This is a genomic window from Escherichia sp. MR (genome assembly GCF_005280595.1).
Classification (GTDB): Bacteria; Pseudomonadota; Gammaproteobacteria; order Enterobacterales; family Enterobacteriaceae; genus Escherichia; species Escherichia ruysiae.
Genome location: NZ_SZVK01000005.1, coordinates 33,802 through 59,383, shown reverse-complemented (window position 1 = coordinate 59,383; position 25,582 = coordinate 33,802). Strand labels below are relative to the sequence as shown.

22 protein-coding genes are annotated in these 25,582 nt (G+C 53.0%); 17 read left to right on the top strand and 5 right to left on the bottom strand.

Annotated features, from left to right (window positions below):
- Position 1 precedes the first annotated feature (1 nt).
- The 16 genes from ftsI to mutT all read left to right on the top strand — a co-directional run bounded on the left by ftsI (position 2) and on the right by mutT (position 20,022).
- On the top strand, positions 2–1,768 hold the full coding sequence (gene ftsI, locus FC814_RS03710; protein WP_000642204.1) for a peptidoglycan glycosyltransferase FtsI: 1,767 nt from the start codon (positions 2–4) through the stop codon (positions 1,766–1,768).
- The gene (murE, locus tag FC814_RS03705; RefSeq protein WP_137325529.1) at positions 1,755–3,242 is read left to right on the top strand and encodes a UDP-N-acetylmuramoyl-L-alanyl-D-glutamate--2,6-diaminopimelate ligase; all 1,488 of its coding nucleotides are present in this window, start codon (positions 1,755–1,757) and stop codon (positions 3,240–3,242) included. Before ftsI ends, murE begins: the two co-directional genes overlap by 14 nt.
- Positions 3,239–4,597 carry a UDP-N-acetylmuramoyl-tripeptide--D-alanyl-D-alanine ligase gene (murF, locus tag FC814_RS03700; RefSeq protein WP_137325528.1) on the top strand — a complete coding sequence of 453 codons (1,359 nt, stop codon included), beginning with the start codon at positions 3,239–3,241 and terminating at the stop codon, positions 4,595–4,597. Before murE ends, murF begins: the two co-directional genes overlap by 4 nt.
- A complete protein-coding gene (gene mraY / locus FC814_RS03695) occupies positions 4,591–5,673 on the top strand; it encodes a phospho-N-acetylmuramoyl-pentapeptide-transferase (RefSeq protein WP_000964122.1) in 1,083 nt (360 codons plus the stop codon). Before murF ends, mraY begins: the two co-directional genes overlap by 7 nt.
- Before the next feature lie 2 nt (positions 5,674–5,675).
- Positions 5,676–6,992, top strand: coding sequence for a UDP-N-acetylmuramoyl-L-alanine--D-glutamate ligase (murD, locus tag FC814_RS03690; protein WP_000796424.1), 1,317 nt, complete (start codon positions 5,676–5,678; stop codon positions 6,990–6,992).
- A complete protein-coding gene (gene ftsW / locus FC814_RS03685) occupies positions 6,992–8,236 on the top strand; it encodes a cell division protein FtsW (protein WP_010345404.1) in 1,245 nt (414 codons plus the stop codon). The genes murD and ftsW overlap by 1 nt, the downstream gene beginning before the upstream one ends.
- A complete protein-coding gene (gene murG / locus FC814_RS03680; protein ID WP_000016572.1) occupies positions 8,233–9,300 on the top strand; it encodes an undecaprenyldiphospho-muramoylpentapeptide beta-N-acetylglucosaminyltransferase in 1,068 nt (355 codons plus the stop codon). The genes ftsW and murG overlap by 4 nt, the downstream gene beginning before the upstream one ends.
- Positions 9,301–9,353: 53 nt before the next feature.
- Positions 9,354–10,829 carry a UDP-N-acetylmuramate--L-alanine ligase gene (gene murC, locus FC814_RS03675; protein WP_001096083.1) on the top strand — a complete coding sequence of 492 codons (1,476 nt, stop codon included), beginning with the start codon at positions 9,354–9,356 and terminating at the stop codon, positions 10,827–10,829.
- Entirely contained in the window at positions 10,822–11,742 is a 921-nt protein-coding gene (ddlB, locus tag FC814_RS03670; RefSeq protein ID WP_032224424.1) for a D-alanine--D-alanine ligase, read from the top strand. The genes murC and ddlB overlap by 8 nt, the downstream gene beginning before the upstream one ends.
- 1 nt (position 11,743) lies before the next feature.
- Positions 11,744–12,574: a cell division protein FtsQ gene (gene ftsQ, locus FC814_RS03665; RefSeq protein WP_000075731.1), complete on the top strand. Its 831-nt coding sequence runs from the start codon at positions 11,744–11,746 to the stop codon at positions 12,572–12,574.
- Positions 12,571–13,833, top strand: coding sequence for a cell division protein FtsA (ftsA, locus tag FC814_RS03660; protein ID WP_000588474.1), 1,263 nt, complete (start codon positions 12,571–12,573; stop codon positions 13,831–13,833). Before ftsQ ends, ftsA begins: the two co-directional genes overlap by 4 nt.
- 60 nt (positions 13,834–13,893) lie before the next feature.
- Positions 13,894–15,045 (top strand): cell division protein FtsZ, encoded by a 1,152-nt coding sequence (ftsZ, locus tag FC814_RS03655; protein ID WP_000462777.1) that lies wholly within the window; start codon positions 13,894–13,896, stop codon positions 15,043–15,045.
- Between the two features lie 100 nt (positions 15,046–15,145).
- Positions 15,146–16,063, top strand: a complete 918-nt coding sequence (gene lpxC / locus FC814_RS03650; protein ID WP_000595482.1) for a UDP-3-O-acyl-N-acetylglucosamine deacetylase — start codon at positions 15,146–15,148, stop codon at positions 16,061–16,063.
- A gap of 230 nt (positions 16,064–16,293) precedes the next feature.
- A complete protein-coding gene (gene secM / locus FC814_RS03645; protein ID WP_000014323.1) occupies positions 16,294–16,806 on the top strand; it encodes a secA translation cis-regulator SecM in 513 nt (170 codons plus the stop codon).
- A gap of 61 nt (positions 16,807–16,867) precedes the next feature.
- Positions 16,868–19,573 (top strand): preprotein translocase subunit SecA, encoded by a 2,706-nt coding sequence (gene secA / locus FC814_RS03640; RefSeq protein WP_000905801.1) that lies wholly within the window; start codon positions 16,868–16,870, stop codon positions 19,571–19,573.
- 59 nt (positions 19,574–19,632) lie between these two features.
- Positions 19,633–20,022, top strand: a complete 390-nt coding sequence (gene mutT / locus FC814_RS03635) for an 8-oxo-dGTP diphosphatase MutT (RefSeq protein ID WP_137325527.1) — start codon at positions 19,633–19,635, stop codon at positions 20,020–20,022.
- Positions 20,023–20,122: 100 nt separating this feature from the next.
- On the opposite strand, the gene yacG is transcribed toward mutT, so the two are convergent.
- The 3 genes from yacG to coaE are packed head-to-tail and all read right to left on the bottom strand — an operon-like array spanning position 20,123 to position 21,693.
- Positions 20,123–20,320, bottom strand: coding sequence for a DNA gyrase inhibitor YacG (gene yacG / locus FC814_RS03630; protein ID WP_000005045.1), 198 nt, complete (start codon positions 20,318–20,320; stop codon positions 20,123–20,125).
- Between the two features lie 9 nt (positions 20,321–20,329).
- Positions 20,330–21,073: a cell division protein ZapD gene (zapD, locus tag FC814_RS03625; protein ID WP_001194742.1), complete on the bottom strand. Its 744-nt coding sequence runs from the start codon at positions 21,071–21,073 to the stop codon at positions 20,330–20,332.
- The gene (coaE, locus tag FC814_RS03620) at positions 21,073–21,693 is read right to left on the bottom strand and encodes a dephospho-CoA kinase (RefSeq protein WP_137325526.1); all 621 of its coding nucleotides are present in this window, start codon (positions 21,691–21,693) and stop codon (positions 21,073–21,075) included. Before coaE ends, zapD begins: the two co-directional genes overlap by 1 nt.
- A gap of 224 nt (positions 21,694–21,917) precedes the next feature.
- Here coaE and guaC point away from each other — a divergent pair, with 224 nt between their 5' ends.
- On the top strand, positions 21,918–22,961 hold the full coding sequence (gene guaC / locus FC814_RS03615; protein WP_001217338.1) for a GMP reductase: 1,044 nt from the start codon (positions 21,918–21,920) through the stop codon (positions 22,959–22,961).
- A 34-nt stretch (positions 22,962–22,995) separates the two neighbouring features.
- Here the strand turns inward: guaC and hofC are convergent, their stop codons facing one another.
- Both hofC and gspE read right to left on the bottom strand, forming a co-directional pair.
- A complete protein-coding gene (gene hofC / locus FC814_RS03610; RefSeq protein ID WP_000157283.1) occupies positions 22,996–24,198 on the bottom strand; it encodes a protein transport protein HofC in 1,203 nt (400 codons plus the stop codon).
- Positions 24,188–25,573, bottom strand: a complete 1,386-nt coding sequence (gene gspE, locus FC814_RS03605) for a type II secretion system protein GspE (protein WP_137325525.1) — start codon at positions 25,571–25,573, stop codon at positions 24,188–24,190. Before gspE ends, hofC begins: the two co-directional genes overlap by 11 nt.
- Between the last annotated feature and the right edge of the window lie 9 nt (positions 25,574–25,582).

Sequence of the window (25,582 nt, the reverse complement as noted above, 5' to 3'; positions counted from 1 at the left end):
CATGAAAGCAGCGGCGAAAACGCAGAAACCAAAACGTCAGGAAGAACATGCCAACTTTATCAGTTGGCGTTTTGCGTTGTTATGCGGCTGTATTTTACTGGCGCTGGCTTTTCTGCTCGGGCGCGTAGCGTGGTTACAGGTTATCTCCCCGGATATGCTGGTTAAAGAGGGCGACATGCGCTCTCTTCGCGTTCAACAAGTATCCACCTCACGCGGCATGATTACTGACCGCTCTGGTCGCCCATTAGCAGTAAGTGTGCCGGTAAAAGCGATCTGGGCTGACCCAAAAGAAGTGCATGACGCTGGTGGTATCAGCGTCGGTGACCGCTGGAAGGCGCTGGCTAACGCGCTTAACATTCCGCTGGATCAGCTCTCAGCCCGCATTAACGCCAACCCGAAAGGACGCTTTATTTATCTGGCGCGTCAGGTAAACCCTGACATGGCGGACTACATCAAGAAACTAAAACTACCGGGGATTCATCTGCGTGAAGAATCTCGCCGTTATTATCCGTCTGGCGAAGTGACCGCTCACCTCATCGGCTTTACCAACGTCGATAGTCAGGGGATTGAGGGTGTCGAGAAGAGTTTCGATAAATGGCTTACCGGGCAGCCGGGCGAACGCATTGTGCGAAAAGACCGCTACGGTCGCGTAATTGAAGATATTTCTTCCACCGACAGCCAGGCAGCGCACAACCTGGCGCTGAGTATTGATGAACGCTTGCAGGCGCTGGTTTATCGCGAACTGAACAACGCGGTGGCCTTTAACAAGGCGGAATCCGGTAGTGCCGTGCTGGTGGATGTCAACACCGGTGAAGTGCTGGCGATGGCTAACAGCCCGTCATATAACCCAAACAATCTGAGTGGCACGCCGAAAGAGGCGATGCGTAACCGTACCATCACCGACGTGTTTGAACCAGGTTCAACCGTCAAGCCGATGGTGGTGATGACTGCGCTGCAACGCGGCGTCGTGCGGGAAAACTCGGTACTGAATACCGTTCCTTATCGAATTAACGGCCACGAAATCAAAGACGTGGCGCGCTACAGCGAATTAACCCTGACCGGGGTATTACAGAAGTCGAGTAACGTCGGTGTTTCCAAGCTGGCGTTAGCGATGCCGTCCTCAGCGTTAGTAGACACTTACTCACGTTTTGGACTGGGAAAAGCGACCAATTTGGGGTTGGTCGGAGAACGCAGTGGCTTATATCCTCAAAAACAACGGTGGTCTGACATAGAGAGGGCCACCTTCTCTTTCGGCTACGGGCTAATGGTAACACCGTTACAGTTAGCGCGAGTCTACGCAACTATCGGCAGCTACGGCATTTATCGCCCGCTGTCGATTACTAAAGTTGACCCCCCGGTTCCCGGTGAACGTGTCTTCCCGGAATCCATTGTTCGCACCGTGGTGCATATGATGGAAAGCGTGGCGCTACCGGGCGGCGGTGGCGTGAAGGCGGCGATTAAAGGCTATCGTATCGCCATTAAAACCGGTACTGCGAAAAAGGTCGGGCCGGATGGTCGCTACATCAATAAATATATTGCTTATACCGCAGGCGTTGCGCCTGCGAGTCAGCCGCGCTTCGCGCTGGTTGTTGTTATCAACGATCCGCAGGCGGGTAAATACTACGGCGGCGCCGTTTCCGCGCCGGTCTTTGGTGCCATCATGGGCGGCGTATTGCGCACCATGAACATCGAGCCGGATGCGCTGACAACGGGCGATAAAAATGAATTTGTGATTAATCAAGGCGAGGGGACAGGTGGCAGATCGTAATTTGCGCGACCTTCTTGCTCCGTGGGTGCCAGACGCACCTTCGCGAGCACTGCGAGAGATGACACTCGACAGCCGTGTGGCTGCGGCGGGCGATCTCTTTGTAGCTGTAGTAGGTCATCAGGCGGACGGGCGTCGATATATCCCGCAGGCGATAGCGCAAGGTGTGGCTGCCATTATTGCAGAGGCGAAAGATGAGGCGACCGACGGTGAAATCCGTGAAATGCACGGCGTACCGGTCATCTATCTCAGCCAGCTCAATGAGCGTTTATCTGCACTGGCGGGCCGCTTTTACCATGAACCCTCTGACAATTTACGTCTCGTGGGCGTAACGGGCACCAACGGCAAAACCACGACTACCCAGCTTCTGGCGCAGTGGAGCCAACTGCTTGGCGAAACCAGCGCGGTAATGGGCACCGTTGGTAACGGCCTGCTGGGGAAAGTCATCCCGACGGAAAATACAACCGGATCGGCAGTTGACGTTCAGCATGAGCTGGCGGGGCTGGTGGATCAGGGCGCGACTTTTTGCGCGATGGAAGTTTCCTCCCACGGGCTGGTACAGCACCGTGTGGCGGCATTGAAATTTGCGGCGTCGGTCTTTACCAACTTAAGCCGCGATCACCTTGATTATCATGGTGATATGGAAAACTACGAAGCCGCGAAATGGCTGCTTTATTCTGAGCATCATTGCGGTCAGGCGATTATTAACGCCGACGATGAAGTGGGTCGCCGCTGGCTGGCAAAACTACCAGACGCGGTTGCGGTGTCGATGGAAGACAATATCAATCCGAACTGTCACGGTCGTTGGCTGAAAGTGACCGATGTGAACTATCACGACAGCGGTGCGACTATCCGCTTCACCTCAAGCTGGGGCGATGGCGAAATAGAAAGCCGCCTGATGGGCGCTTTTAACGTCAGCAACCTGATGCTGGCGCTGGCGACACTGCTGGCGCTGGGTTATCCGCTGGCCGATCTGCTAAAAACCGGCGCACGTCTGCAACCGGTTTGCGGACGTATGGAAGTGTTCACTGCGCCAGGCAAACCGACGGTGGTGGTGGATTACGCTCACACGCCAGATGCGTTGGAAAAAGCCTTACAGGCGGCGCGTCTGCACTGTGCGGGCAAGCTGTGGTGCGTCTTCGGCTGCGGCGGCGATCGTGATAAAGGCAAGCGTCCACTGATGGGCGCAATTGCCGAAGAGTTTGCTGACGTGGCGGTGGTGACGGACGATAACCCGCGTACCGAAGAACCGCGCGCCATCATCAACGATATTCTGGCGGGAATGTTAGACGCCGGACATGCCAAAGTGATGGAAGGCCGCGCTGAAGCGGTAACGTGCGCCGTTATGCAGGCTAAAGAGAATGATGTGGTGCTGGTCGCGGGCAAAGGCCATGAAGATTATCAGATTGTTGGCAATCAGCGTCTGGACTACTCCGATCGCGTCACGGTGGCGCGTCTGCTGGGGGTGATTGCATGATTAGCGTAACCCTTAGCCAACTTACCGATATTCTCAACGGTGAACTGCAAGGTGCAGATATCACCCTTGATGCTGTAACCACTGACACGCGAAAACTGACGCCGGGCTGCCTGTTTGTTGCCCTGAAAGGCGAACGTTTCGATGCTCATGACTTTGCTGACCAGGCGAAAGCTGGCGGCGCGGGCGCACTACTGGTTAGCCGTCCGCTGGATATCGATCTGCCGCAGTTAATCGTTAAAGATACGCGTCTGGCGTTTGGTGAACTGGCTGCATGGGTTCGCCAGCAAGTTCCGGCGCGCGTGGTTGCTCTGACCGGTTCCTCCGGCAAAACCTCCGTTAAAGAGATGACGGCGGCGATTTTAAGCCAGTGCGGCAACACGCTTTATACGGCAGGCAATCTCAACAACGACATCGGCGTGCCGATGACGCTGTTGCGCTTAACGCCGGAATACGATTACGCAGTTATTGAACTTGGCGCGAACCATCAGGGCGAAATTGCCTGGACTGTGAGTCTGACTCGCCCGGAAGCGGCGCTGGTCAACAACCTGGCGGCGGCGCATCTGGAAGGCTTCGGTTCTTTGGCGGGCGTGGCAAAAGCGAAAGGCGAAATCTTTACCGGCCTGCCGGAAAACGGTATCGCCATTATGAACGCCGACAACAACGACTGGCTGAACTGGCAGAGTGTGATTGGCTCACACAAAGTGTGGCGTTTCTCACCCAATGCCGCCAACAGCGATTTCACCGCCACCAATATCCATGTGACTTCGCACGGTACGGAATTTACCCTGCAAACCCCAACAGGTAGCGTCGATGTTCTGCTGCCGTTGCCGGGGCGTCACAATATTGCGAATGCGCTGGCAGCCGCTGCGCTCTCCATGTCCGTGGGCGCAACGCTTGATGCTATCAAAGCGGGGCTGGCAAATCTGAAAGCTGTTCCAGGCCGTCTGTTCCCCATCCAACTGGCAGAAAACCAGTTGCTGCTCGACGACTCCTACAACGCCAATGTCGGTTCAATGACCGCAGCAGTCCAGGTACTGGCTGAAATGCCGGGCTACCGCGTGCTGGTGGTGGGCGATATGGCGGAACTGGGCGCTGAAAGCGAAGCCTGCCATGTACAGGTGGGCGAAGCGGCAAAAGCTGCTGGTATTGACCGCGTGTTAAGCGTGGGTAAACAAAGCCATGCTATCAGCACCGCCAGCGGTGTTGGCGAACATTTTGCTGATAAATCCGCGTTAATTACGCGTCTTAAGTCACTGATTGCAGAGCAACAGGTGATTACGATTTTAGTTAAGGGTTCACGTAGTGCTGCCATGGAAGAGGTAGTACGCGCTTTACAGGAGAATGGGACATGTTAGTTTGGCTGGCCGAACATTTGGTCAAATATTATTCCGGCTTTAACGTCTTTTCCTATCTGACGTTTCGCGCCATCGTCAGCCTGCTGACCGCGCTGTTCATCTCATTGTGGATGGGGCCGCGCATGATTGCTCATCTGCAAAAACTCTCCTTTGGTCAGGTGGTGCGTAACGATGGCCCGGAATCGCACTTCAGCAAGCGCGGTACGCCGACTATGGGCGGGATTATGATCCTGACGGCGATTGTGATCTCCGTACTGCTGTGGGCTTACCCGTCTAACCCGTATGTCTGGTGCGTACTGGTGGTGCTGGTTGGTTACGGCATCATTGGCTTCGTTGATGACTATCGCAAAGTGGTGCGCAAAGACACCAAAGGGTTGATCGCACGCTGGAAGTATTTCTGGATGTCGGTCATTGCGCTGGGTGTTGCTTTCGCTTTGTACCTTGCCGGGAAAGACACGCCAGCAACGCAATTGGTTGTACCGTTCTTTAAGGATGTGATGCCGCAGTTAGGTTTGTTCTACATCCTGCTGGCCTACTTCGTTATTGTCGGCACCGGTAACGCAGTAAACCTGACCGATGGTCTTGATGGCCTGGCGATTATGCCGACCGTATTTGTCGCTGGTGGTTTTGCGCTGGTGGCGTGGGCGACCGGAAACATGAACTTTGCCAGCTATTTACACATACCGTATCTGCGACATGCAGGGGAACTGGTCATTGTCTGTACCGCGATAGTCGGAGCAGGGCTGGGCTTCCTGTGGTTTAACACCTATCCGGCACAGGTATTTATGGGTGATGTAGGTTCGCTGGCGTTAGGCGGCGCGTTGGGCATTATCGCTGTACTGCTGCGTCAGGAATTCCTGCTGGTGATTATGGGCGGCGTGTTTGTCGTCGAAACCCTGTCGGTTATTTTGCAAGTCGGCTCCTTTAAACTGCGCGGGCAACGTATTTTCCGCATGGCGCCGATTCATCACCACTATGAACTGAAAGGCTGGCCGGAACCGCGCGTCATTGTGCGTTTCTGGATTATTTCGCTGATGCTGGTCCTGATTGGTCTGGCAACGCTGAAGGTACGTTAATCATGGCTGATTACCTGGGTAAAAATGTCGTCATTATCGGCCTGGGCCTCACCGGGCTTTCTTGCGTGGACTTTTTCCTCGCTCGTGGCGTGACGCCGCGCGTTATGGATACGCGTATGACACCGCCTGGCCTGGATAAATTACCCGAAGCGGTGGAGCGCCATACTGGCGGTCTCAATGATGAATGGCTGATGGCGGCAGATCTGATTGTCGCCAGCCCCGGCATTGCGCTGGCGCATCCGTCCCTAAGCGCCGCTGCCGATGCCGGAATTGAAATTGTTGGCGATATCGAGCTGTTCTGCCGCGAAGCACAAGCGCCGATTGTGGCGATCACCGGTTCTAACGGCAAAAGCACTGTCACTACCTTAGTGGGCGAAATGGCGAAAGCAGCAGGTGTTAACGTTGGCGTGGGTGGCAACATTGGCCTGCCAGCCTTGATGCTGCTGGATGCTGAGTGCGAACTGTACGTGCTGGAACTGTCAAGCTTCCAGCTGGAAACGACTTCCAGCTTACAGGCGGTGGCGGCGACCATTCTGAACGTGACTGAAGATCATATGGATCGCTATCCATTTGGTTTACAGCAGTATCGTGCGGCAAAACTGCGTATTTACGAAAACGCAAAAGTTTGCGTGGTTAATGCCGATGATGCCTTAACGATGCCGATTCGCGGTGCAGATGAACGTTGTGTCAGCTTCGGCGTCAATATGGGTGACTATCACCTGAACCATCAGCAGGGTGAAACCTGGCTGCGGGTGAAAGGCGAGAAAGTGTTGAACGTGAAAGAGATGAAACTTTCCGGGCAGCATAACTACACCAATGCGCTGGCAGCACTGGCGCTGGCAGATGCCGCAGGGTTACCGCGTGCCAGCAGCCTGAAAGCATTAACCACCTTTACCGGTCTGCCGCATCGCTTTGAAGTGGTACTGGAGCATAACGGTGTGCGCTGGATTAACGATTCGAAAGCGACCAACGTCGGTAGTACCGAAGCGGCGCTGAATGGCCTGCACGTAGACGGCACGCTGCATTTGTTGCTGGGCGGCGATGGTAAATCGGCAGACTTCAGCCCACTGGCGCGCTATCTGAATGGCGATAACGTGCGTCTGTATTGTTTCGGTCGTGATGGCGCACAGTTGGCGGCGCTACGCCCGGAAGTGGCAGAACAAACCGAAACGATGGAACAGGCGATGCGCTTGCTGGCTCCGCGTGTTCAGCCGGGCGATATGGTTCTGCTCTCCCCGGCATGTGCCAGCCTTGATCAGTTCAAGAACTTTGAACAACGAGGCAATGAGTTTGCTCGTCTGGCGAAGGAGTTAGGTTGATGCGTTTATCTCTCCCTCGCCTGAAAATGCCGCGCCTGCCGGGATTCAGTATCCTGGTCTGGATCTCCACGGCGCTAAAGGGCTGGGTGATGGGCTCGCGGGAAAAAGATACCGACAGCCTGATCATGTACGATCGCACCTTGCTGTGGCTGACCTTCGGCCTCGCGGCGATTGGCTTTATCATGGTGACCTCGGCGTCAATGCCCATAGGGCAACGCTTAACCAACGATCCGTTCTTCTTCGCGAAGCGTGATGGCGTCTATCTGATCCTGGCGTTCATTCTGGCGATCATTACGCTGCGTCTGCCGATGGAGTTTTGGCAACGCTACAGTGCCACGATGCTGCTCGGATCAATCATCCTGTTGATGATCGTGCTAGTGGTGGGTAGCTCGGTTAAAGGGGCATCGCGTTGGATCGATCTTGGCTTGTTGCGTATCCAGCCAGCCGAACTGACCAAGCTGTCGCTGTTTTGCTATATCGCCAACTATCTGGTGCGCAAAGGCGACGAAGTGCGTAATAACCTGCGTGGCTTCCTGAAACCGATGGGCGTGATTCTGGTGCTGGCGGTGTTGCTGCTGGCGCAGCCAGACCTCGGTACGGTGGTGGTGCTGTTTGTGACCACGCTGGCAATGCTATTCCTGGCGGGGGCGAAATTGTGGCAGTTCATTGCCATTATCGGTATGGGGATTTCAGCGGTTGTGTTGCTGATCCTCGCTGAACCGTACCGTATCCGCCGTGTTACCGCATTCTGGAACCCGTGGGAAGATCCCTTCGGCAGCGGCTATCAGTTAACGCAATCGCTGATGGCGTTTGGTCGCGGCGAACTGTGGGGGCAAGGTTTAGGTAACTCGGTACAAAAACTGGAGTATCTGCCGGAAGCGCACACTGACTTTATTTTCGCCATTATCGGCGAAGAACTGGGGTATATCGGTGTGGTGCTGGCGCTTTTAATGGTATTCTTCGTCGCTTTTCGCGCGATGTCGATTGGTCGTAAAGCGTTAGAAATTGACCATCGTTTTTCCGGTTTTCTCGCTTGTTCAATTGGCATCTGGTTTAGTTTCCAGGCACTGGTTAACGTAGGCGCGGCGGCAGGGATGTTACCGACTAAAGGTTTGACATTGCCGCTAATCAGTTACGGTGGTTCGAGCTTACTGATTATGTCAACAGCCATCATGATGCTGTTGCGTATTGATTATGAAACGCGTCTGGAGAAAGCGCAGGCGTTTGTACGAGGTTCACGATGAGTGGTCAAGGGAAGCGATTAATGGTGATGGCTGGCGGCACTGGCGGACATGTGTTCCCGGGGCTTGCGGTTGCGCATCATTTAATGGCCCAGGGGTGGCAAGTTCGCTGGCTGGGTACTGCCGATCGTATGGAAGCGGACTTAGTACCGAAGCACGGTATCGAGATCGACTTTATTCGTATCTCTGGTCTACGTGGTAAGGGTATTAAAGCGTTACTCGCAGCTCCGTTGCGTATCTTTAACGCCTGGCGTCAGGCGCGGGCGATTATGAAAGCGTATAAACCTGACGTGGTACTCGGTATGGGCGGCTACGTTTCAGGCCCAGGAGGTCTGGCAGCGTGGTCGTTAGGCATTCCTGTTGTACTTCATGAACAAAACGGTATTGCGGGCTTAACCAATAAATGGCTGGCGAAGATTGCGACCAAAGTGATGCAGGCGTTTCCAGGCGCTTTCCCTAATGCGGAAGTGGTGGGTAATCCTGTTCGTACCGATGTGCTGGCGCTGCCGTTGCCGCAGCAACGTTTGGCTGGACGTGAAGGTCCGGTTCGTGTGTTGGTAGTGGGTGGTTCTCAGGGCGCACGCATTCTTAACCAGACAATGCCGCTGGTTGCAGCAAAGCTGGGCGATTCAGTCACTATCTGGCATCAGAGCGGCAAAGGTTCGCAACAATCCGTTGAACAAGCGTATGCCGAAGCAGGGCAACCGCAGCATAAAGTGACGGAATTTATTGATGATATGGCGGCGGCGTATGCGTGGGCGGATGTTGTCGTTTGCCGCTCTGGTGCGTTGACGGTGAGTGAAATCGCTGCGGCGGGGTTACCAGCATTGTTTGTGCCGTTTCAGCATAAAGACCGCCAGCAATACTGGAATGCACTGCCGCTGGAAAAAGCGGGCGCAGCCAAAATTATCGAGCAACCACAGCTTACTGTGGATGCTGTCGCCAACACCCTGGCCGGGTGGTCGCGAGAAACCTTATTAACCATGGCAGAACGCGCCCGTGCTGCATCCATCCCGGATGCCACCGAGCGAGTGGCAAATGAAGTGAGCCGGGCTGCCCGGGCGTAATTGTGGCGATGCCTTTTGCATCGCATGAATTTGAGAAGTTAATGGCGTAAAGAATGAATACACAACAATTGGCAAAACTGCGTTACATCGTGCCCGAAATGCGTCGCGTTCGGCACATTCACTTTGTCGGCATCGGTGGTGCCGGTATGGGCGGTATTGCCGAAGTTCTGGCCAATGAAGGGTATCAGATCAGTGGTTCAGATTTAGCGCCAAATCCGGTCACGCAGCAGTTAATGAATCTGGGGGCGACGATTTACTTCAACCATCGCCCGGAAAACGTGCGCGACGCCAGCGTGGTCGTTGTTTCCAGTGCAATTTCTGCTGACAACCCTGAGATTGTTGCCGCCCATGAAGCGCGTATTCCGGTGATCCGTCGCGCGGAAATGCTGGCTGAGTTAATGCGTTTTCGTCATGGCATCGCCATTGCCGGAACGCACGGCAAAACGACAACCACCGCGATGGTTTCCAGCATCTATGCGGAAGCGGGTCTCGATCCAACTTTCGTTAACGGTGGGCTGGTAAAAGCGGCTGGCGTTCATGCACGTTTGGGGCATGGCCGCTACCTGATTGCCGAAGCGGATGAGAGCGATGCATCGTTCCTGCATCTGCAACCCATGGTGGCGATTGTCACCAATATCGAAGCCGACCATATGGATACCTACCAGGGCGACTTTGAGAATTTAAAACAGACCTTTATTAATTTTCTGCACAACCTGCCGTTTTATGGGCGTGCGGTAATGTGTGTTGACGATCCGGTGATCCGCGAATTGTTACCGCGCGTGGGGCGTCAGACCACAACTTACGGCTTCAGCGAAGATGCCGACGTGCGTGTAGAAGATTATCAGCAGATTGGTCCGCAGGGACACTTTACGCTGCTACGCCAGGACAAAGAGCCAATGCGCGTAACCCTGAATGCGCCTGGTCGTCATAATGCGCTGAACGCGGCGGCTGCGGTTGCGGTTGCTACGGAAGAGGGGATTGACGACGACGCTATTCTGCGTGCGCTGGAGAGCTTCCAGGGAACCGGTCGTCGCTTCGATTTCCTCGGTGAATTCCCGCTGGAGCCGGTCAACGGTAAAAGTGGTACAGCAATGCTGGTCGATGACTACGGTCACCACCCGACCGAAGTGGACGCCACCATTAAGGCGGCGCGTGCAGGCTGGCCGGATAAAAACCTGGTAATGCTGTTTCAGCCGCACCGTTTTACCCGTACGCGCGATCTGTATGATGATTTCGCCAATGTGCTGACGCAGGTTGATACCCTGTTGATGCTGGAAGTGTATCCGGCTGGCGAAGCGCCAATTCCGGGAGCGGACAGCCGTTCGCTGTGTCGCACGATTCGTGGACGTGGGAAAATTGACCCCATTCTGGTGCCGGACCCGGCGCAGGTAGCCGAGATGCTAGCACCGGTATTAACCGGTAACGACCTGATTCTCGTTCAGGGGGCTGGTAATATCGGAAAAATTGCCCGTTCTTTAGCTGAAATCAAACTGAAGCCGCAAACTCCGGAGGAAGAACAACATGACTGATAAAATCGCGGTTCTGTTGGGCGGAACTTCCGCAGAACGGGAAGTTTCTTTGAACTCTGGTGCCGCAGTGTTAGCCGGGCTGCGCGAAGGCGGCGTCGACGCGCATCCTGTCGACCCGAAAGAAGTTGACGTGACGCAACTGAAATCGATGGGATTTCAGAAAGTATTTATCGCTCTGCACGGGCGCGGCGGTGAAGACGGCACATTGCAGGGGATGCTTGAGCTGATGGGACTGCCTTATACCGGCAGCGGAGTGATGGCATCTGCGCTTTCAATGGATAAACTACGCAGCAAACTGCTGTGGCAAGGTGCTGGTTTACCCGTAGCGCCGTGGGTAGCGTTAACCCGCGCAGAGTTTGAAAAAGGCATTAGCGATAAGCAGTTAGCCGAAATTTCTGCTCTGGGTTTACCATTAATCGTTAAGCCGAGCCGCGAAGGTTCCAGCGTGGGAATGTCAAAAGTAGTAGCAGAAAATGCTCTACAAGATGCATTAAGATTGGCATTTCAGCACGATGAAGAAGTATTGATTGAAAAATGGCTAAGTGGGCCGGAGTTCACTGTTGCGATACTCGGTGAAGAAATTTTACCGTCAATACGTATTCAACCCGCCGGAACCTTCTATGATTATGAGGCGAAGTATCTCTCTGATGAGACACAGTATTTCTGCCCCGCAGGTTTAGACGCGGCACAAGAGGCCAATTTGCAGGCATTAGTGCTGAAAGCATGGACGACGTTAGGTTGCAAAGGATGGGGGCGTATTGATGTCATGCTGGACAGCGATGGACAGTTTTATCTGCTGGAAGCCAATACCTCTCCGGGTATGACCAGCCACAGTCTGGTGCCGATGGCGGCACGTCAGGCAGGCTTAAGCTTCTCGCAGTTGGTAGTACGAATTCTGGAACTGGCGGACTAATATGTCGCAGGCTGCTCTGAACACGCGAAACAGTGAAGAAGAAATTTCTTCTCACCGCAATAATGGAACGCGTCTGGCGGGGATACTTTTCCTGCTGACGGTTTTAACGACTGTGTTGGTGAGCGGCTGGGTCGTGTTGGGCTGGATGGAAGATGCGCAACGCCTGCCGCTCTCAAAGCTGGTGTTGACCGGTGAACGCCATTACACGCGTAATGACGATATCCGGCAGTCGATCCTGGCATTGGGTGAGCCGGGTACTTTTATGACTCAGGATGTCAACATCATCCAGACGCAAATTGAACAACGCCTGCCGTGGATTAAGCAGGTGAGCGTCAGAAAGCAGTGGCCTGATGAATTGAAGATTCATCTGGTTGAATATGTGCCGATTGCGCGGTGGAATGATCAACATATGGTAGACGCCGAAGGAAACACCTTCAGCGTGCCGCCAGATCGCACTAGCAAGCAGGTGCTCCCGATGTTGTATGGCCCGGAAGGCAGCGCCAATGAAGTGTTGCAGGGTTATCGCGAAATGGGGCAAATGCTGGCAAAGGACAGATTTACTCTGAAGGAAGCGGCAATGACCGCGCGGCGTTCCTGGCAGTTGACGCTGAATAACGATATTAAGCTCAACCTTGGCCGGGGCGATACGATGAAACGTTTGGCTCGCTTTGTAGAACTTTATCCGGTTTTACAGCAGCAGGCGCAAACCGATGGCAAACGGATTAGCTACGTTGATTTGCGTTATGACTCTGGAGCGGCAGTAGGCTGGGCGCCCTTGCCGCCGGAGGAATCTACTCAGCAACAAAATCAGGCACAGGCAGAACAACAATGATCAAGGCGACGGACAGAAAACTGGTAGTAGGACTGGAGATCGGCACCGCGAAGGTTGCCGCTTTAGTAGGGGAAGTTCTGCCCGACGGTATGGTCAATATCATTGGTGTGGGCAGCTGCCCGTCACGTGGTATGGATAAAGGCGGGGTTAACGACCTCGAATCTGTGGTCAAATGCGTACAACGCGCCATTGACCAGGCAGAATTGATGGCAGATTGCCAGATCTCTTCGGTATATCTGGCGCTTTCTGGTAAGCACATCAGCTGCCAGAATGAAATTGGTATGGTGCCCATTTCTGAAGAAGAAGTGACGCAAGAAGATGTGGAAAACGTCGTCCATACCGCGAAATCGGTGCGTGTGCGCGATGAACATCGTGTGCTGCATGTGATCCCGCAAGAGTATGCCATTGACTATCAGGAAGGGATCAAAAATCCGGTAGGACTTTCGGGCGTGCGAATGCAGGCGAAAGTGCACCTGATCACATGTCACAACGATATGGCGAAAAACATTGTCAAAGCGGTTGAACGTTGTGGGCTGAAAGTTGACCAACTGATATTTGCCGGACTGGCATCAAGTTATTCGGTATTGACGGAAGACGAACGTGAACTGGGAGTCTGCGTCGTCGATATCGGTGGTGGTACAATGGATATCGCCGTTTATACCGGTGGGGCATTGCGCCACACCAAGGTAATTCCTTATGCTGGCAATGTGGTGACCAGCGACATTGCCTATGCCTTTGGCACGCCGCCAAGCGACGCCGAAGCGATTAAAGTTCGCCATGGCTGCGCGTTGGGTTCCATCGTCGGTAAAGATGAGAGCGTGGAAGTGCCGAGCGTAGGTGGGCGACCACCGCGTAGTCTGCAACGTCAGACGCTGGCGGAGGTGATTGAGCCACGGTATACCGAGTTGCTCAACCTGGTCAACGAAGAGATATTGCAGCTGCAGGAAAAGCTTCGCCAACAAGGCGTGAAACATCACCTGGCGGCGGGCATTGTATTAACCGGTGGCGCGGCGCAGATCGAAGGACTTGCCGCCTGCGCTCAGCGCGTGTTTCATACGCAGGTGCGTATTGGCGCGCCGCTGAATATCACCGGTTTAACTGATTATGCTCAGGAGCCGTATTACTCGACGGCTGTGGGATTGCTTCACTACGGGAAAGAGTCACATCTTAACGGTGAAGCGGAAGTAGAAAAACGTGTTACAGCATCAGTTGGCTCGTGGATCAAGCGACTCAATAGTTGGCTGCGAAAAGAGTTTTAATTTTTATGAGGTCGACGGTGATTACGGCCTCAGGCGACAGGCACATATCGGAGAGAAACTATGTTTGAACCAATGGAACTTACCAACGACGCGGTGATTAAAGTCATCGGCGTCGGCGGCGGCGGCGGTAATGCTGTTGAGCACATGGTGCGTGAGCGCATTGAAGGTGTTGAATTTTTCGCGGTAAATACCGATGCACAGGCGCTGCGTAAAACGGCGGTTGGGCAGACGATTCAGATCGGTAGTGGTATCACCAAAGGACTGGGCGCTGGCGCTAATCCAGAAGTTGGCCGTAATGCGGCTGATGAGGATCGCGATGCACTACGTGCGGCGCTGGAAGGTGCAGACATGGTATTTATTGCAGCAGGTATGGGTGGTGGTACTGGTACAGGTGCTGCGCCGGTCGTTGCTGAAGTGGCAAAAGATTTGGGTATCCTGACCGTTGCTGTCGTGACTAAGCCTTTCAACTTTGAAGGCAAGAAGCGTATGGCCTTCGCGGAGCAGGGGATCACTGAATTGTCCAAGCATGTGGACTCATTGATCACCATCCCGAACGACAAACTGCTGAAAGTGCTGGGGCGCGGTATCTCCCTGCTTGATGCGTTTGGCGCCGCGAACGATGTGCTGAAAGGCGCAGTTCAGGGTATCGCCGAACTGATTACTCGTCCGGGTCTGATGAACGTGGACTTTGCAGACGTACGTACCGTGATGTCTGAAATGGGCTACGCAATGATGGGTTCTGGCGTGGCGAGCGGTGAAGATCGTGCGGAAGAAGCGGCTGAAATGGCTATCTCTTCTCCATTGCTGGAAGACATCGACCTGTCTGGTGCGCGCGGCGTGCTGGTTAACATCACGGCGGGCTTCGACTTGCGTCTGGATGAGTTCGAAACCGTAGGTAACACCATCCGTGCATTTGCTTCGGATAACGCGACTGTGGTTATCGGTACTTCTCTTGACCCGGATATGAACGACGAACTGCGTGTAACCGTGGTTGCAACAGGTATCGGCATGGACAAACGTCCTGAAATCACTCTGGTGACCAATAAACAAGTTCAGCAGCCGGTGATGGATCGTTACCAGCAGCACGGTATGGCACCGCTGACGCAAGAGCAGAAACCGGTAGCTAAAGTGGTGAACGACAATACGCCGCAAACTGCGAAAGAGCCGGATTATCTGGATATCCCTGCTTTCCTGCGTAAGCAAGCTGACTAAGATTAAGCTGGAATTTGGGTTACCAGGCTCTTTGTGCTAAACTGGCCTGCCGAATGTATAGTACACTTCGGTTGGATAGGTAATTTGGCGAGATAATACGATGATCAAACAAAGGACACTTAAACGTATCGTTCAGGCGACGGGTGTCGGTTTACATACCGGCAAGAAAGTCACTCTGACGTTACGCCCTGCGCCGGCCAACACCGGGGTCATCTATCGTCGCACCGACTTGAATCCACCGGTAGATTTTCCGGCCGATGCCAAATCTGTGCGTGATACCATGCTCTGTACGTGTCTGGTCAACGAGCATGATGTACGGATTTCAACCGTTGAGCACCTGAATGCTGCGCTCGCGGGCTTAGGCATCGATAACATTGTTATCGAAGTTAACGCACCGGAAATCCCGATCATGGACGGTAGTGCCGCTCCGTTTGTTTACCTGCTGCTTGATGCGGGTATCGACGAGCTGAACTGCGCCAAGAAATTTGTTCGCATCAAAGAGACTGTTCGTGTCGAAGATGGCGATAAGTGGGCTGAATTTAAGCCATACAATGGTTTTTCGCTGGATTTCACCATCGATTTCAACCATCCGGCTATCGATTCCAGCAATCAACGTTATGCGATGAACTTCTCTGCTGATGCGTTTATGCGCCAGATCAGCCGTGCGCGTACGTTCGGTTTCATGCGTGATATCGAATACCTGCAGTCTCGTGGTTTGTGCCTGGGCGGCAGTTTCGATTGTGCCATCGTTGTTGACGATTATCGCGTACTGAACGAAGACGGTCTGCGTTTTGAAGACGAATTTGTTCGTCACAAAATGCTCGATGCGATCGGTGACTTGTTCATGTGTGGTCACAACATTATTGGTGCATTCACCGCTTATAAATCCGGTCATGCACTGAATAATAAATTGTTGCAGGCTGTCCTGGCAAAACAGGAAGCCTGGGAATATGTGACCTTCCAGGACGACGCAGAACTGCCGTTGGCCTTCAAAGCGCCTTCAGCCGTACTGGCATAACGACATTTATACTGTCGTATAAAATTCGACTGGCAAATCTGGCACTCTCTCCGGCCAGGTGAACCAGTCGTTTTTTTTGAGCTTTTATCAGAGCCGTAAGAAACGGTGCGAACGCTGTTTTCTTAAGCACTTTTACGTACAACTTATCTTCATTCCTGCTGTGGACTTCAGGCTTTAATGATAAGATTTGTGCGCTAAAAACGTTTGAATACGATCGGGATGGCAATAACGTGAGTGGAATACTGACGCGCTGGCGACAGTTTGGTAAACGCTACTTCTGGCCGCATCTCTTGTTAGGGATGGTCGCGGCGAGTTTAGGTCTGCCTGCGCTCAGCAACGCCGCCGAACCAAATGCGCCCGCAAAAGCGACAACCCGCAACCACGAGCCTTCCGCCAAAGTTAACTTTGGTCAGTTGGCCTTGCTGGAAGCGAACACGCGCCGCCCGAACTCAAACTATTCTGTTGATTACTGGCATCAGCACGCAATTCGCACGGTAATCCGTCATCTTTCCTTCGCAATGGCACCGCAAACGCTGCCCGTTGCCGAAGAATCTTTGCCTCTTCAGGCGCAACATCTTGCTTTACTGGATACGCTCAGCGCGCTGCTGACCCAGGAAGGCACGCCGTCTGAAAATGATTATCGCATTGATTATGCGCATTTTACCCCACAAGCAACATTCAGCACGCCCGTCTGGATAAGCCTGGCGCAAGGCATCCGTGCTGGCCCTCAACGCCTCAGCTAACAACAATAAACCTTTATTTCATTTTATTAACTCCGCAACGCGGGGCGTTTGAGATTTTATTATGCTAATCAAATTATTAACTAAAGTTTTCGGTAGTCGTAACGATCGTACCCTGCGCCGGATGCGCAAAGTGGTGAACATCATCAATGCCATGGAACCGGAGATGGAAAAACTCTCCGACGAAGAACTGAAAGGGAAAACCGCAGAGTTCCGCGCGCGCCTGGAAAAAGGCGAAGTGCTGGAAAATCTGATCCCGGAAGCCTTCGCCGTCGTGCGTGAAGCAAGTAAGCGCGTCTTTGGTATGCGTCACTTCGATGTACAGTTGCTCGGCGGTATGGTTCTTAATGAACGTTGCATCGCGGAAATGCGTACTGGTGAAGGTAAAACTCTGACCGCAACGCTGCCTGCTTACTTGAACGCATTAACCGGTAAAGGTGTGCACGTTGTTACCGTCAACGACTACCTGGCGCAACGTGACGCCGAAAACAACCGTCCGCTGTTTGAATTTCTCGGCCTGACCGTCGGCGTCAACCTGCCGGGAATGCCTGCGCCGGCAAAGCGTGAGGCTTACGCGGCTGACATCACTTACGGTACGAACAATGAATACGGCTTTGACTACCTGCGCGACAACATGGCGTTCAGCCCTGAAGAACGTGTACAGCGTAAACTGCACTATGCGCTGGTGGACGAAGTGGACTCCATCCTGATCGATGAAGCGCGTACACCGCTAATTATTTCCGGCCCGGCTGAAGACAGCTCGGAAATGTATAAGCGAGTGAACAAAATTATTCCGCACCTGATCCGTCAGGAAAAAGAAGACTCCGAAACCTTCCAGGGCGAAGGCCACTTCTCTGTTGATGAAAAATCTCGCCAGGTGAACCTGACCGAACGTGGTCTGGTGCTGATTGAAGAACTGCTGGTGAAAGAAGGCATCATGGATGAAGGGGAGTCGCTGTACTCTCCGGCCAACATCATGCTGATGCATCACGTAACGGCGGCGCTGCGCGCTCATGCGCTGTTTACTCGCGACGTCGATTACATCGTTAAAGATGGCGAAGTTATCATCGTTGACGAACACACCGGTCGTACCATGCAGGGGCGTCGCTGGTCCGATGGTCTGCACCAGGCTGTTGAAGCTAAAGAAGGTGTGCAGATCCAGAACGAAAACCAGACGCTGGCTTCTATCACCTTCCAGAACTACTTCCGTCTGTATGAAAAACTGGCGGGGATGACCGGTACTGCTGATACCGAAGCATTCGAATTCAGCTCAATTTACAAGCTGGATACCGTAGTCGTTCCGACCAACCGTCCGATGATTCGTAAAGATTTGCCAGACCTGGTCTACATGACCGAAGCAGAAAAAATTCAGGCGATCATTGAAGATATCAAAGAACGTACTGCGAAAGGTCAGCCGGTGCTGGTGGGTACTATCTCCATCGAAAAATCGGAGCTGGTGTCAAATGAGCTGACCAAAGCCGGTATCAAACACAACGTCCTCAACGCCAAATTCCACGCCAACGAAGCGGCGATTGTTGCTCAGGCAGGTTATCCGGCAGCGGTGACCATCGCGACCAACATGGCGGGTCGTGGTACTGACATTGTGCTTGGTGGTAGCTGGCAGGCAGAAGTTGCCGCGCTGGAAAATCCGACCGCAGAGCAAATTGAAAAAATTAAAGCCGACTGGCAGGTACGTCACGATGCGGTACTGGCAGCAGGTGGCCTGCATATCATCGGCACCGAACGTCACGAATCTCGTCGTATCGATAATCAGTTGCGCGGTCGTTCTGGTCGTCAGGGGGATGCTGGTTCTTCCCGTTTCTACCTGTCGATGGAAGATGCGCTGATGCGTATTTTTGCTTCCGACCGAGTATCCGGCATGATGCGTAAACTGGGTATGAAACCAGGCGAAGCCATTGAGCACCCGTGGGTGACCAAAGCGATTGCCAACGCCCAGCGTAAAGTTGAAAGCCGTAACTTCGATATTCGTAAGCAACTGCTGGAATATGATGACGTGGCTAACGACCAGCGTCGCGCCATTTACTCCCAGCGTAACGAACTGCTGGATGTTAGCGATGTGAGCGAAACCATCAACAGCATTCGTGAAGATGTGTTCAAAGCGACCATCGATGCCTACATTCCGCCACAGTCACTGGAAGAAATGTGGGATATTCCGGGTCTGCAGGAACGTCTGAAAAACGATTTCGACCTCGATTTGCCGATTGCCGAGTGGCTGGACAAAGAGCCTGAACTGCATGAAGAGACGCTGCGTGAGCGTATTCTGGCGCAGTCCATCGAAGTGTATCAGCGTAAAGAAGAAGTGGTTGGTGCTGAGATGATGCGTCACTTCGAGAAAGGCGTCATGCTGCAAACGCTTGACTCCCTGTGGAAAGAGCACCTGGCAGCGATGGACTATCTGCGTCAGGGTATCCACCTGCGTGGCTATGCACAGAAAGATCCGAAGCAGGAATACAAACGTGAATCGTTCTCCATGTTTGCAGCGATGCTGGAGTCGTTGAAATATGAAGTTATCAGCACGCTGAGCAAAGTCCAGGTACGTATGCCTGAAGAGGTTGAGGAGCTGGAACAACAGCGTCGTATGGAAGCCGAGCGTTTAGCGCAAATGCAGCAGCTTAGCCATCAGGATGACGACTCTGCAGCCGCAGCGGCACTGGCGGCGCAAACCGGTGAGCGCAAAGTAGGACGTAACGATCCTTGCCCGTGCGGTTCTGGTAAAAAATACAAGCAGTGCCATGGTCGCCTGCAATAAAAGCTAACTGTTGAAATAAAAGGCGCAGGATTCTGCGCCTTTTTTATAGGTTTAAGACAATGAAAAAACTGCAAATTGCGGTGGGTATTATTCGCAACGAGAACAATGAAATTTTTATTACTCGTCGTGCCGCAGATGCGCACATGGCGAATAAACTGGAGTTTCCAGGCGGTAAAATTGAAATGGGCGAAACACCGGAACGAGCGGTGGTGCGTGAACTTCAGGAAGAAGTCGGGATTACCCCCCAACATTTTTATCTATTTGAAAAGCTGGAATATGAATTCCCGGACAGGCATATAACACTGTGGTTCTGGCTGGTCGAAAGCTGGGAAGGGGAGCCGTGGGGTAAAGAAGGGCAACCCGCTAAGTGGATGTCGCTGGTCGGTCTGAATGCCGATGATTTTCCGCCAGCCAATGAACCGGTAATTGCGAAGCTTAAACGTCTGTAGGTCGGATAAGGCGTTCACGCCGCATCCGACATTTGCGCAAGATGCCTGATGCGACGCTGACCGCGTCTAATCAGGCCTACGTGCGGCATCAGACAAAATGTCACTGCTTTGGCTCTTCGCTCCAGTCATCACTCTCAGAAAGATCACCGCTGCTGGGGATTCGTTTTTCTTCAGCAGCCCATTCTCCGAGGTCGATCAGTTGACAACGTTTGCAACAAAATGGCCGAAACGGGCTGACTTCACCCCAAACCACCGTTTTCCCGCAGGTAGGGCAATTCACCGTAATAGTTTCTGACATTTTTACTCCTTAGCAACAGGCCAGTTCGAAATCCAGACGTTCCGGTACTTGTCCATTTTCACTGTCCAGCGGCATAAAACGAATCGCAAAACGGCTTTTATGACCGGAAATTTGCGGATAAAGCTGTGAATCGAGCGCCAGATTCAGGCGCAGCAAATCGGCATCGTCACCATTATCCTGATAAAAACCATTCAGGCTGGTTTGTTTGCGGAAGGGGGCAGACTGGCGAATTAAATCAAGCACCATGGTAAGTGCCTGGGTGAGCGGGTTCAGGCTGGCAATCCAGGTTTCTACCTGGCTGTCGCGTTGTGACTGGGGTAAATGCAGCCAGATATGCAAAGTGGGCAAATCAAAGCTACAACAGCCGCCAGGGATGCTCAGACGCTGACGCACTAAGGCAATCAGCCTGTCTTCACGTAGAAATTGCCCGATACGCGGCGCGGAAATCAACACGCTACCCGCTGTTTTTAACTGCTGAATTAATGCTTCAATACGGCTCTGATCAACGCCTGGCACGCCAATCCAGGTCTGGAGTTTACGTTGCTGGCGGTCAAGCTCTTTCAACAGCTCAGTGCGCACTTCTCCGCGCTCGAAAACATCCAGCAATTCGCTGACATTACGGAAGAAATGCAGGGCGCCAGCGTAGTCAACGATGGGTAAATTTACGGTGAGTTGTTGAATTAAAAACTCAATGCGCAGCCATGTACGCATTTTTTCATTTAGTGGATGTTCAAAAAGGACCTGGGTCTGCATTACGGTTTTTCCTGTGAGACAAACTGCGACGCAAGCTGCAAATAGTGTGCGTGCAGGCGGGCAACATCCGATGCAATAGCATCCGGTGCGCCGTTATTATCAATGACGTCATCTGCCACGGCAAGACGGGCTTCGCGCGTTGCCTGGGCAGCAAGAATTTGTTCGACATGCCCGCGAGTAACATCATCGCGCTGCATGGTGCGCTTAAGTTGCGTTTCTGGGCTGACATCCACCACCAGCACACGATTCGCTTTTTTATACAGTGAGTTTTCTACCAGCAATGGCACAACCCACAGTATATAGGGAGAAGTTGCCTGCTGGATCTGACGTTGCGTCTCCTGCTGAATCAGCGGATGCAGCAGGGCGTTAAGCCAGTTTTTCTCTACCGGGTTAGCGAAGATCCGCTCGCGCAAGACCCTGCGCTGCAATGACCCATCAGCAGCAATCATGTCAGCGCCAAAGTGTTCAGCAATGGCACGTAGCGCAGGTGCACCTGGTTCAACCACCTGACGCGCAATAATATCGGCATCAATGACGTTAATTCCGAGGTCTGCAAACGCATTTGCAACGGTACTCTTGCCACTGCCAATGCCTCCCGTTAAGGCAACTATATACCTCATAATTTATATTCCCGGGAATTCATCATGATTATCAAAATGTTAAAAATGAGCGTACAAAAGCGAAATTGATGGAACATTCGCTCATTATTTACCAGGTAAATTTATGGGATTGTAGCGTAAAAAAAGACAATTTCGCAGTCTTGCGCCACATCGATTAGTGCGTATGATAGCGTCACTGGAGTTGCGCTCTTATCCTTATAGCCATTAACCCCAGGAATCCGCACATGCGTATTGAAGAAGATCTGAAGTTAGGTTTTAAAGACGTCCTCATCCGTCCTAAACGTTCTACTCTTAAAAGTCGTTCCGATGTTGAACTGGAACGTCAATTCACCTTCAAACATTCAGGTCAGAGCTGGTCCGGCGTGCCGATTATCGCCGCGAATATGGACACCGTAGGCACTTTTTCCATGGCCTCTGCGCTGGCTTCTTTTGATATTCTGACTGCTGTGCATAAACACTATTCTGTCGAAGAGTGGCAAGCGTTTATCAACAATTCTTCCGCTGATGTGCTGAAACATGTGATGGTTTCTACCGGCACGTCTGATGCGGATTTCGAAAAAACCAAACAAATTCTCGACCTGAACCCGGCATTAAACTTCGTTTGTATTGATGTGGCGAATGGTTATTCCGAACACTTCGTGCAGTTCGTTGCGAAAGCGCGTGAAGCGTGGCCGACCAAAACCATTTGTGCTGGCAACGTAGTGACTGGTGAAATGTGTGAGGAGCTTATCCTCTCCGGTGCTGATATCGTTAAAGTTGGTATTGGCCCAGGTTCTGTCTGTACAACTCGCGTCAAAACAGGCGTCGGTTATCCGCAACTTTCTGCGGTAATCGAATGTGCCGATGCCGCGCACGGTCTGGGCGGGATGATCGTCAGCGATGGTGGCTGCACCACACCGGGCGATGTCGCGAAAGCCTTTGGCGGCGGTGCTGATTTCGTGATGCTCGGTGGTATGCTGGCAGGCCACGAAGAGAGCGGTGGTCGCATTGTTGAAGAGAACGGCGAGAAATTTATGCTGTTCTACGGCATGAGCTCCGAGTCTGCGATGAAACGCCACGTTGGCGGCGTTGCGGAATATCGCGCTGCAGAAGGTAAAACCGTTAAGCTGCCGCTGCGTGGTCCGGTTGAAAATACCGCACGTGATATTTTAGGCGGTCTGCGTTCAGCTTGTACATACGTTGGGGCTTCACGCCTGAAAGAGCTGACCAAGCGCACCACGTTTATCCGTGTGCAGGAACAAGAAAACCGCATCTTCAATAACCTGTAATCTCCCAATGCTGGCGTGGATCACCACGCCAGCGTTATCCCATCCCACTCATCGCATCGCCTAAATGGAAAATTGGCAGATACATTGCCACCACCAGCGTACCGATAATTCCTCCTGTAATAACCAGCAACGCCGGTTCCAGTAAGGCTGCAAGATTATCTGCCAGCGCCAGCGTGTTATCCCGATGATGGTGAGCGAGGTTATCTAACATGAGATCCAGCGAGCCGGATGCCTCTCCTGTTCTCACTAATTGCAAACAGAGTGGGCTAAACTCACCGGCATTTTTTAGCGCCAGCCAGATAGGCTGACCGTTACTGATATCGTGCTGGATTTGTGTCAGAAGTTGCGCCCAGTACGGACAGCGCATTGTTTCTCTGACGCTCTCAATCCCTTGTAAAAAAGTAATCCCTGCACTTTGTGTCAGCGCCAGAATCGTAAAAATCTGCGTGAGTTTTTGTCCCCGCATCAGGGAACCCATAATTGGGATGCGTAACAGCAATTTCTGTCGCACGATAAGCCAGGTCGGGCGGCGTATCAGCAACTTATTAGCTATTGCCAGCAGAAAGCCGAACAACACCAGCAGCCAGCCCCATTCACCACTAAAATCTGCCAGCGTCATGATCCCCTGCGTTAGCGCCGGTAACGGGGTGTTAAAGGTCCTATAGATAGCGGCAAACTCCGGCAGAACAAAATGCAGCATTGCCACAACCACCATGATTGCCATCGCTAAGATGATGATGGGATAACGCAATGCTGATTTCACTTTGTCGGCCAGCTGACGCTGGGCTTTTTGCTGACGAGCCAGTTCAAAACAGCATTCATCCAGCTTACCGGTCAGTTCACCCGTGCGGATCATCGCCTGGTAGAGTGGTGGAAATACCTCTGACCAGGGTAATAAAGCATTGGAAAAGGTAACGCCCTGCTCGAGATCGTGCGCCAGTGATTGCAGCAACACTTGCCATTGCTTACTGGGATGCTGTTCCGCCAACAGTGCCAGCCCTTCAGAAAGCGTCAACCCGGCTTTGAGTAGCGTCGCCAGTTGATGAATGACTTCCGCGCTTTTATCTCCTCGCCACTGCGCAGAATTGATGGCGATTCGCTTCAGGCTTAGTGGAGTAACCATCTGTTGCTGTAGTGCCATAAGCAGCAAAGCACGGCTCTCTGCCCATAGCATCCCATCTTGCGTATTGCCGTCGCCGGTTATGCCATGCCAGCGCCAGAGTTGCTTACTCGCCATGCGGCATCCCCAATACGCGGATTAACTCTTCAAAGGTGGTTAAGCCTTGCTCCACGGCCAGGCAGCCGTTTTCAAAAAGCGTGCGCATTCCCGCCTGTCGGGCGTGCGTTTCCAGCGATTCAACGTCGGTATTAGCGGCAATAAGCTGACGTATAATCGGTGTTATGGGCAAAACTTCAAACAAGGCCGTGCGACCATAAAAACCGAGGTAGCAATGTTCACAACCGGGTGCTTGCCAGCGGGGCAGCGGCGATAGCCATACATTGTCGGGAATATGGATAGGCTCCCCTTGCTGCCGGCGACAATGTGGGCAAAGTTTGCGTACCAGACGCTGGGCTATTACCAGCGTGAGCGCCGACGAGAGCATCCAGCGGGCGACCCCCATTTGCTGTAAACGCACCAGCGTTTCGCAGGTGGAATTAGTGTGTAGCGTAGACAATACCAGATGACCCGTTTGCGCGGCTTTAATGGCGATTTCTGCCGTTTCGCCATCGCGGATCTCTCCGATCATGATGACGTCAGGATCCTGGCGCAATAACGCACGCAAAACGCCCTGAAAGGTGAGCCCGGCACGCGGATGTATTTGCGTCTGGTTTAGCCCGGCGATGGGGATCTCAACCGGATCTTCGACGCTACAAATATTAATGTCAGCGGTATTCAGCGTTTGCAGGGCGCTATAAAGCGTGACGGTTTTTCCGCTTCCGGTTGGCCCAGTTACCAGTACCAGTCCTTGTGGTTGCTGTAGGGCATGAGCAAAGTCCGCCAGTTGTAATGGCTGCATTCCCAGCGTGTTGACATCCAGCGCCTGGTTTACCTGCTGTAACAACCTTAATACCACCTTTTCACCGCCCCGACATGGCAAGGTCGCAATGCGAAATGAGACGGCGTTCCCTGCCAGTTCGACAGTGAATTGCCCGTCCTGCGGCAGGCGATGTTCCGCAATATCCAGGCTTCCCAGCACTTTTAATCTGGCGGTTAATGCGACTCCGGCATCCGGTGAAACATCCGGTAAAGGATGCAGTACACCGTCGATACGCAGGCGGATACGGTATCCATTGTCTGCTGGTTCGATATGAATATCAGACGCGCGTTGTTCCAGCGCAGATTGTAACGTTTGGGTCAGCAACTCTGCTCTGGGCTGATGCTTCTCCTGAACGGCTAAGGGCAACGTTTGTTGTACGCGACTGGCGTGACCTTCCATCTGCTGGCGCGTCCAGCAGATGATCTCAATACGTTTGGTGGTAGCGAAATGCAATGCGTCCAGTAGCTCATGCGAAGGTGCATCGACCACCACCACATGAACCACCTCTTCGCTGGCATCCAGCAAGACTCCCTGATAACGCAGACACAGGGCGGTGAGCTGTGAAATATTCATGGCCGCTCC

What these genes read in the sequence shown, in the direction of transcription:
- murD (WP_000796424.1), top strand. Translation starts at nt 5,676, where the DNA reads ATGGCTGATTACCTGGGTAAAAATGTCGTCATTATCGGCCTGGGCCTC.
- ftsI (WP_000642204.1), top strand. Translation starts at nt 2, where the DNA reads ATGAAAGCAGCGGCGAAAACGCAGAAACCAAAACGTCAGGAAGAACAT.
- murF (WP_137325528.1), top strand. Translation starts at nt 3,239, where the DNA reads ATGATTAGCGTAACCCTTAGCCAACTTACCGATATTCTCAACGGTGAA.
- guaC (WP_001217338.1), top strand. Translation starts at nt 21,918, where the DNA reads ATGCGTATTGAAGAAGATCTGAAGTTAGGTTTTAAAGACGTCCTCATC.
- coaE (WP_137325526.1), bottom strand. Translation starts at nt 21,693, where the DNA reads ATGAGGTATATAGTTGCCTTAACGGGAGGCATTGGCAGTGGCAAGAGT.
- ddlB (WP_032224424.1), top strand. Translation starts at nt 10,822, where the DNA reads ATGACTGATAAAATCGCGGTTCTGTTGGGCGGAACTTCCGCAGAACGG.
- mutT (WP_137325527.1), top strand. Translation starts at nt 19,633, where the DNA reads ATGAAAAAACTGCAAATTGCGGTGGGTATTATTCGCAACGAGAACAAT.
- hofC (WP_000157283.1), bottom strand. Translation starts at nt 24,198, where the DNA reads ATGGCGAGTAAGCAACTCTGGCGCTGGCATGGCATAACCGGCGACGGC.
- gspE (WP_137325525.1), bottom strand. Translation starts at nt 25,573, where the DNA reads ATGAATATTTCACAGCTCACCGCCCTGTGTCTGCGTTATCAGGGAGTC.
- mraY (WP_000964122.1), top strand. Translation starts at nt 4,591, where the DNA reads ATGTTAGTTTGGCTGGCCGAACATTTGGTCAAATATTATTCCGGCTTT.
- ftsQ (WP_000075731.1), top strand. Translation starts at nt 11,744, where the DNA reads ATGTCGCAGGCTGCTCTGAACACGCGAAACAGTGAAGAAGAAATTTCT.
- secA (WP_000905801.1), top strand. Translation starts at nt 16,868, where the DNA reads ATGCTAATCAAATTATTAACTAAAGTTTTCGGTAGTCGTAACGATCGT.
- yacG (WP_000005045.1), bottom strand. Translation starts at nt 20,320, where the DNA reads ATGTCAGAAACTATTACGGTGAATTGCCCTACCTGCGGGAAAACGGTG.
- ftsW (WP_010345404.1), top strand. Translation starts at nt 6,992, where the DNA reads ATGCGTTTATCTCTCCCTCGCCTGAAAATGCCGCGCCTGCCGGGATTC.
- ftsZ (WP_000462777.1), top strand. Translation starts at nt 13,894, where the DNA reads ATGTTTGAACCAATGGAACTTACCAACGACGCGGTGATTAAAGTCATC.
- murG (WP_000016572.1), top strand. Translation starts at nt 8,233, where the DNA reads ATGAGTGGTCAAGGGAAGCGATTAATGGTGATGGCTGGCGGCACTGGC.
- lpxC (WP_000595482.1), top strand. Translation starts at nt 15,146, where the DNA reads ATGATCAAACAAAGGACACTTAAACGTATCGTTCAGGCGACGGGTGTC.
- murC (WP_001096083.1), top strand. Translation starts at nt 9,354, where the DNA reads ATGAATACACAACAATTGGCAAAACTGCGTTACATCGTGCCCGAAATG.
- ftsA (WP_000588474.1), top strand. Translation starts at nt 12,571, where the DNA reads ATGATCAAGGCGACGGACAGAAAACTGGTAGTAGGACTGGAGATCGGC.
- zapD (WP_001194742.1), bottom strand. Translation starts at nt 21,073, where the DNA reads ATGCAGACCCAGGTCCTTTTTGAACATCCACTAAATGAAAAAATGCGT.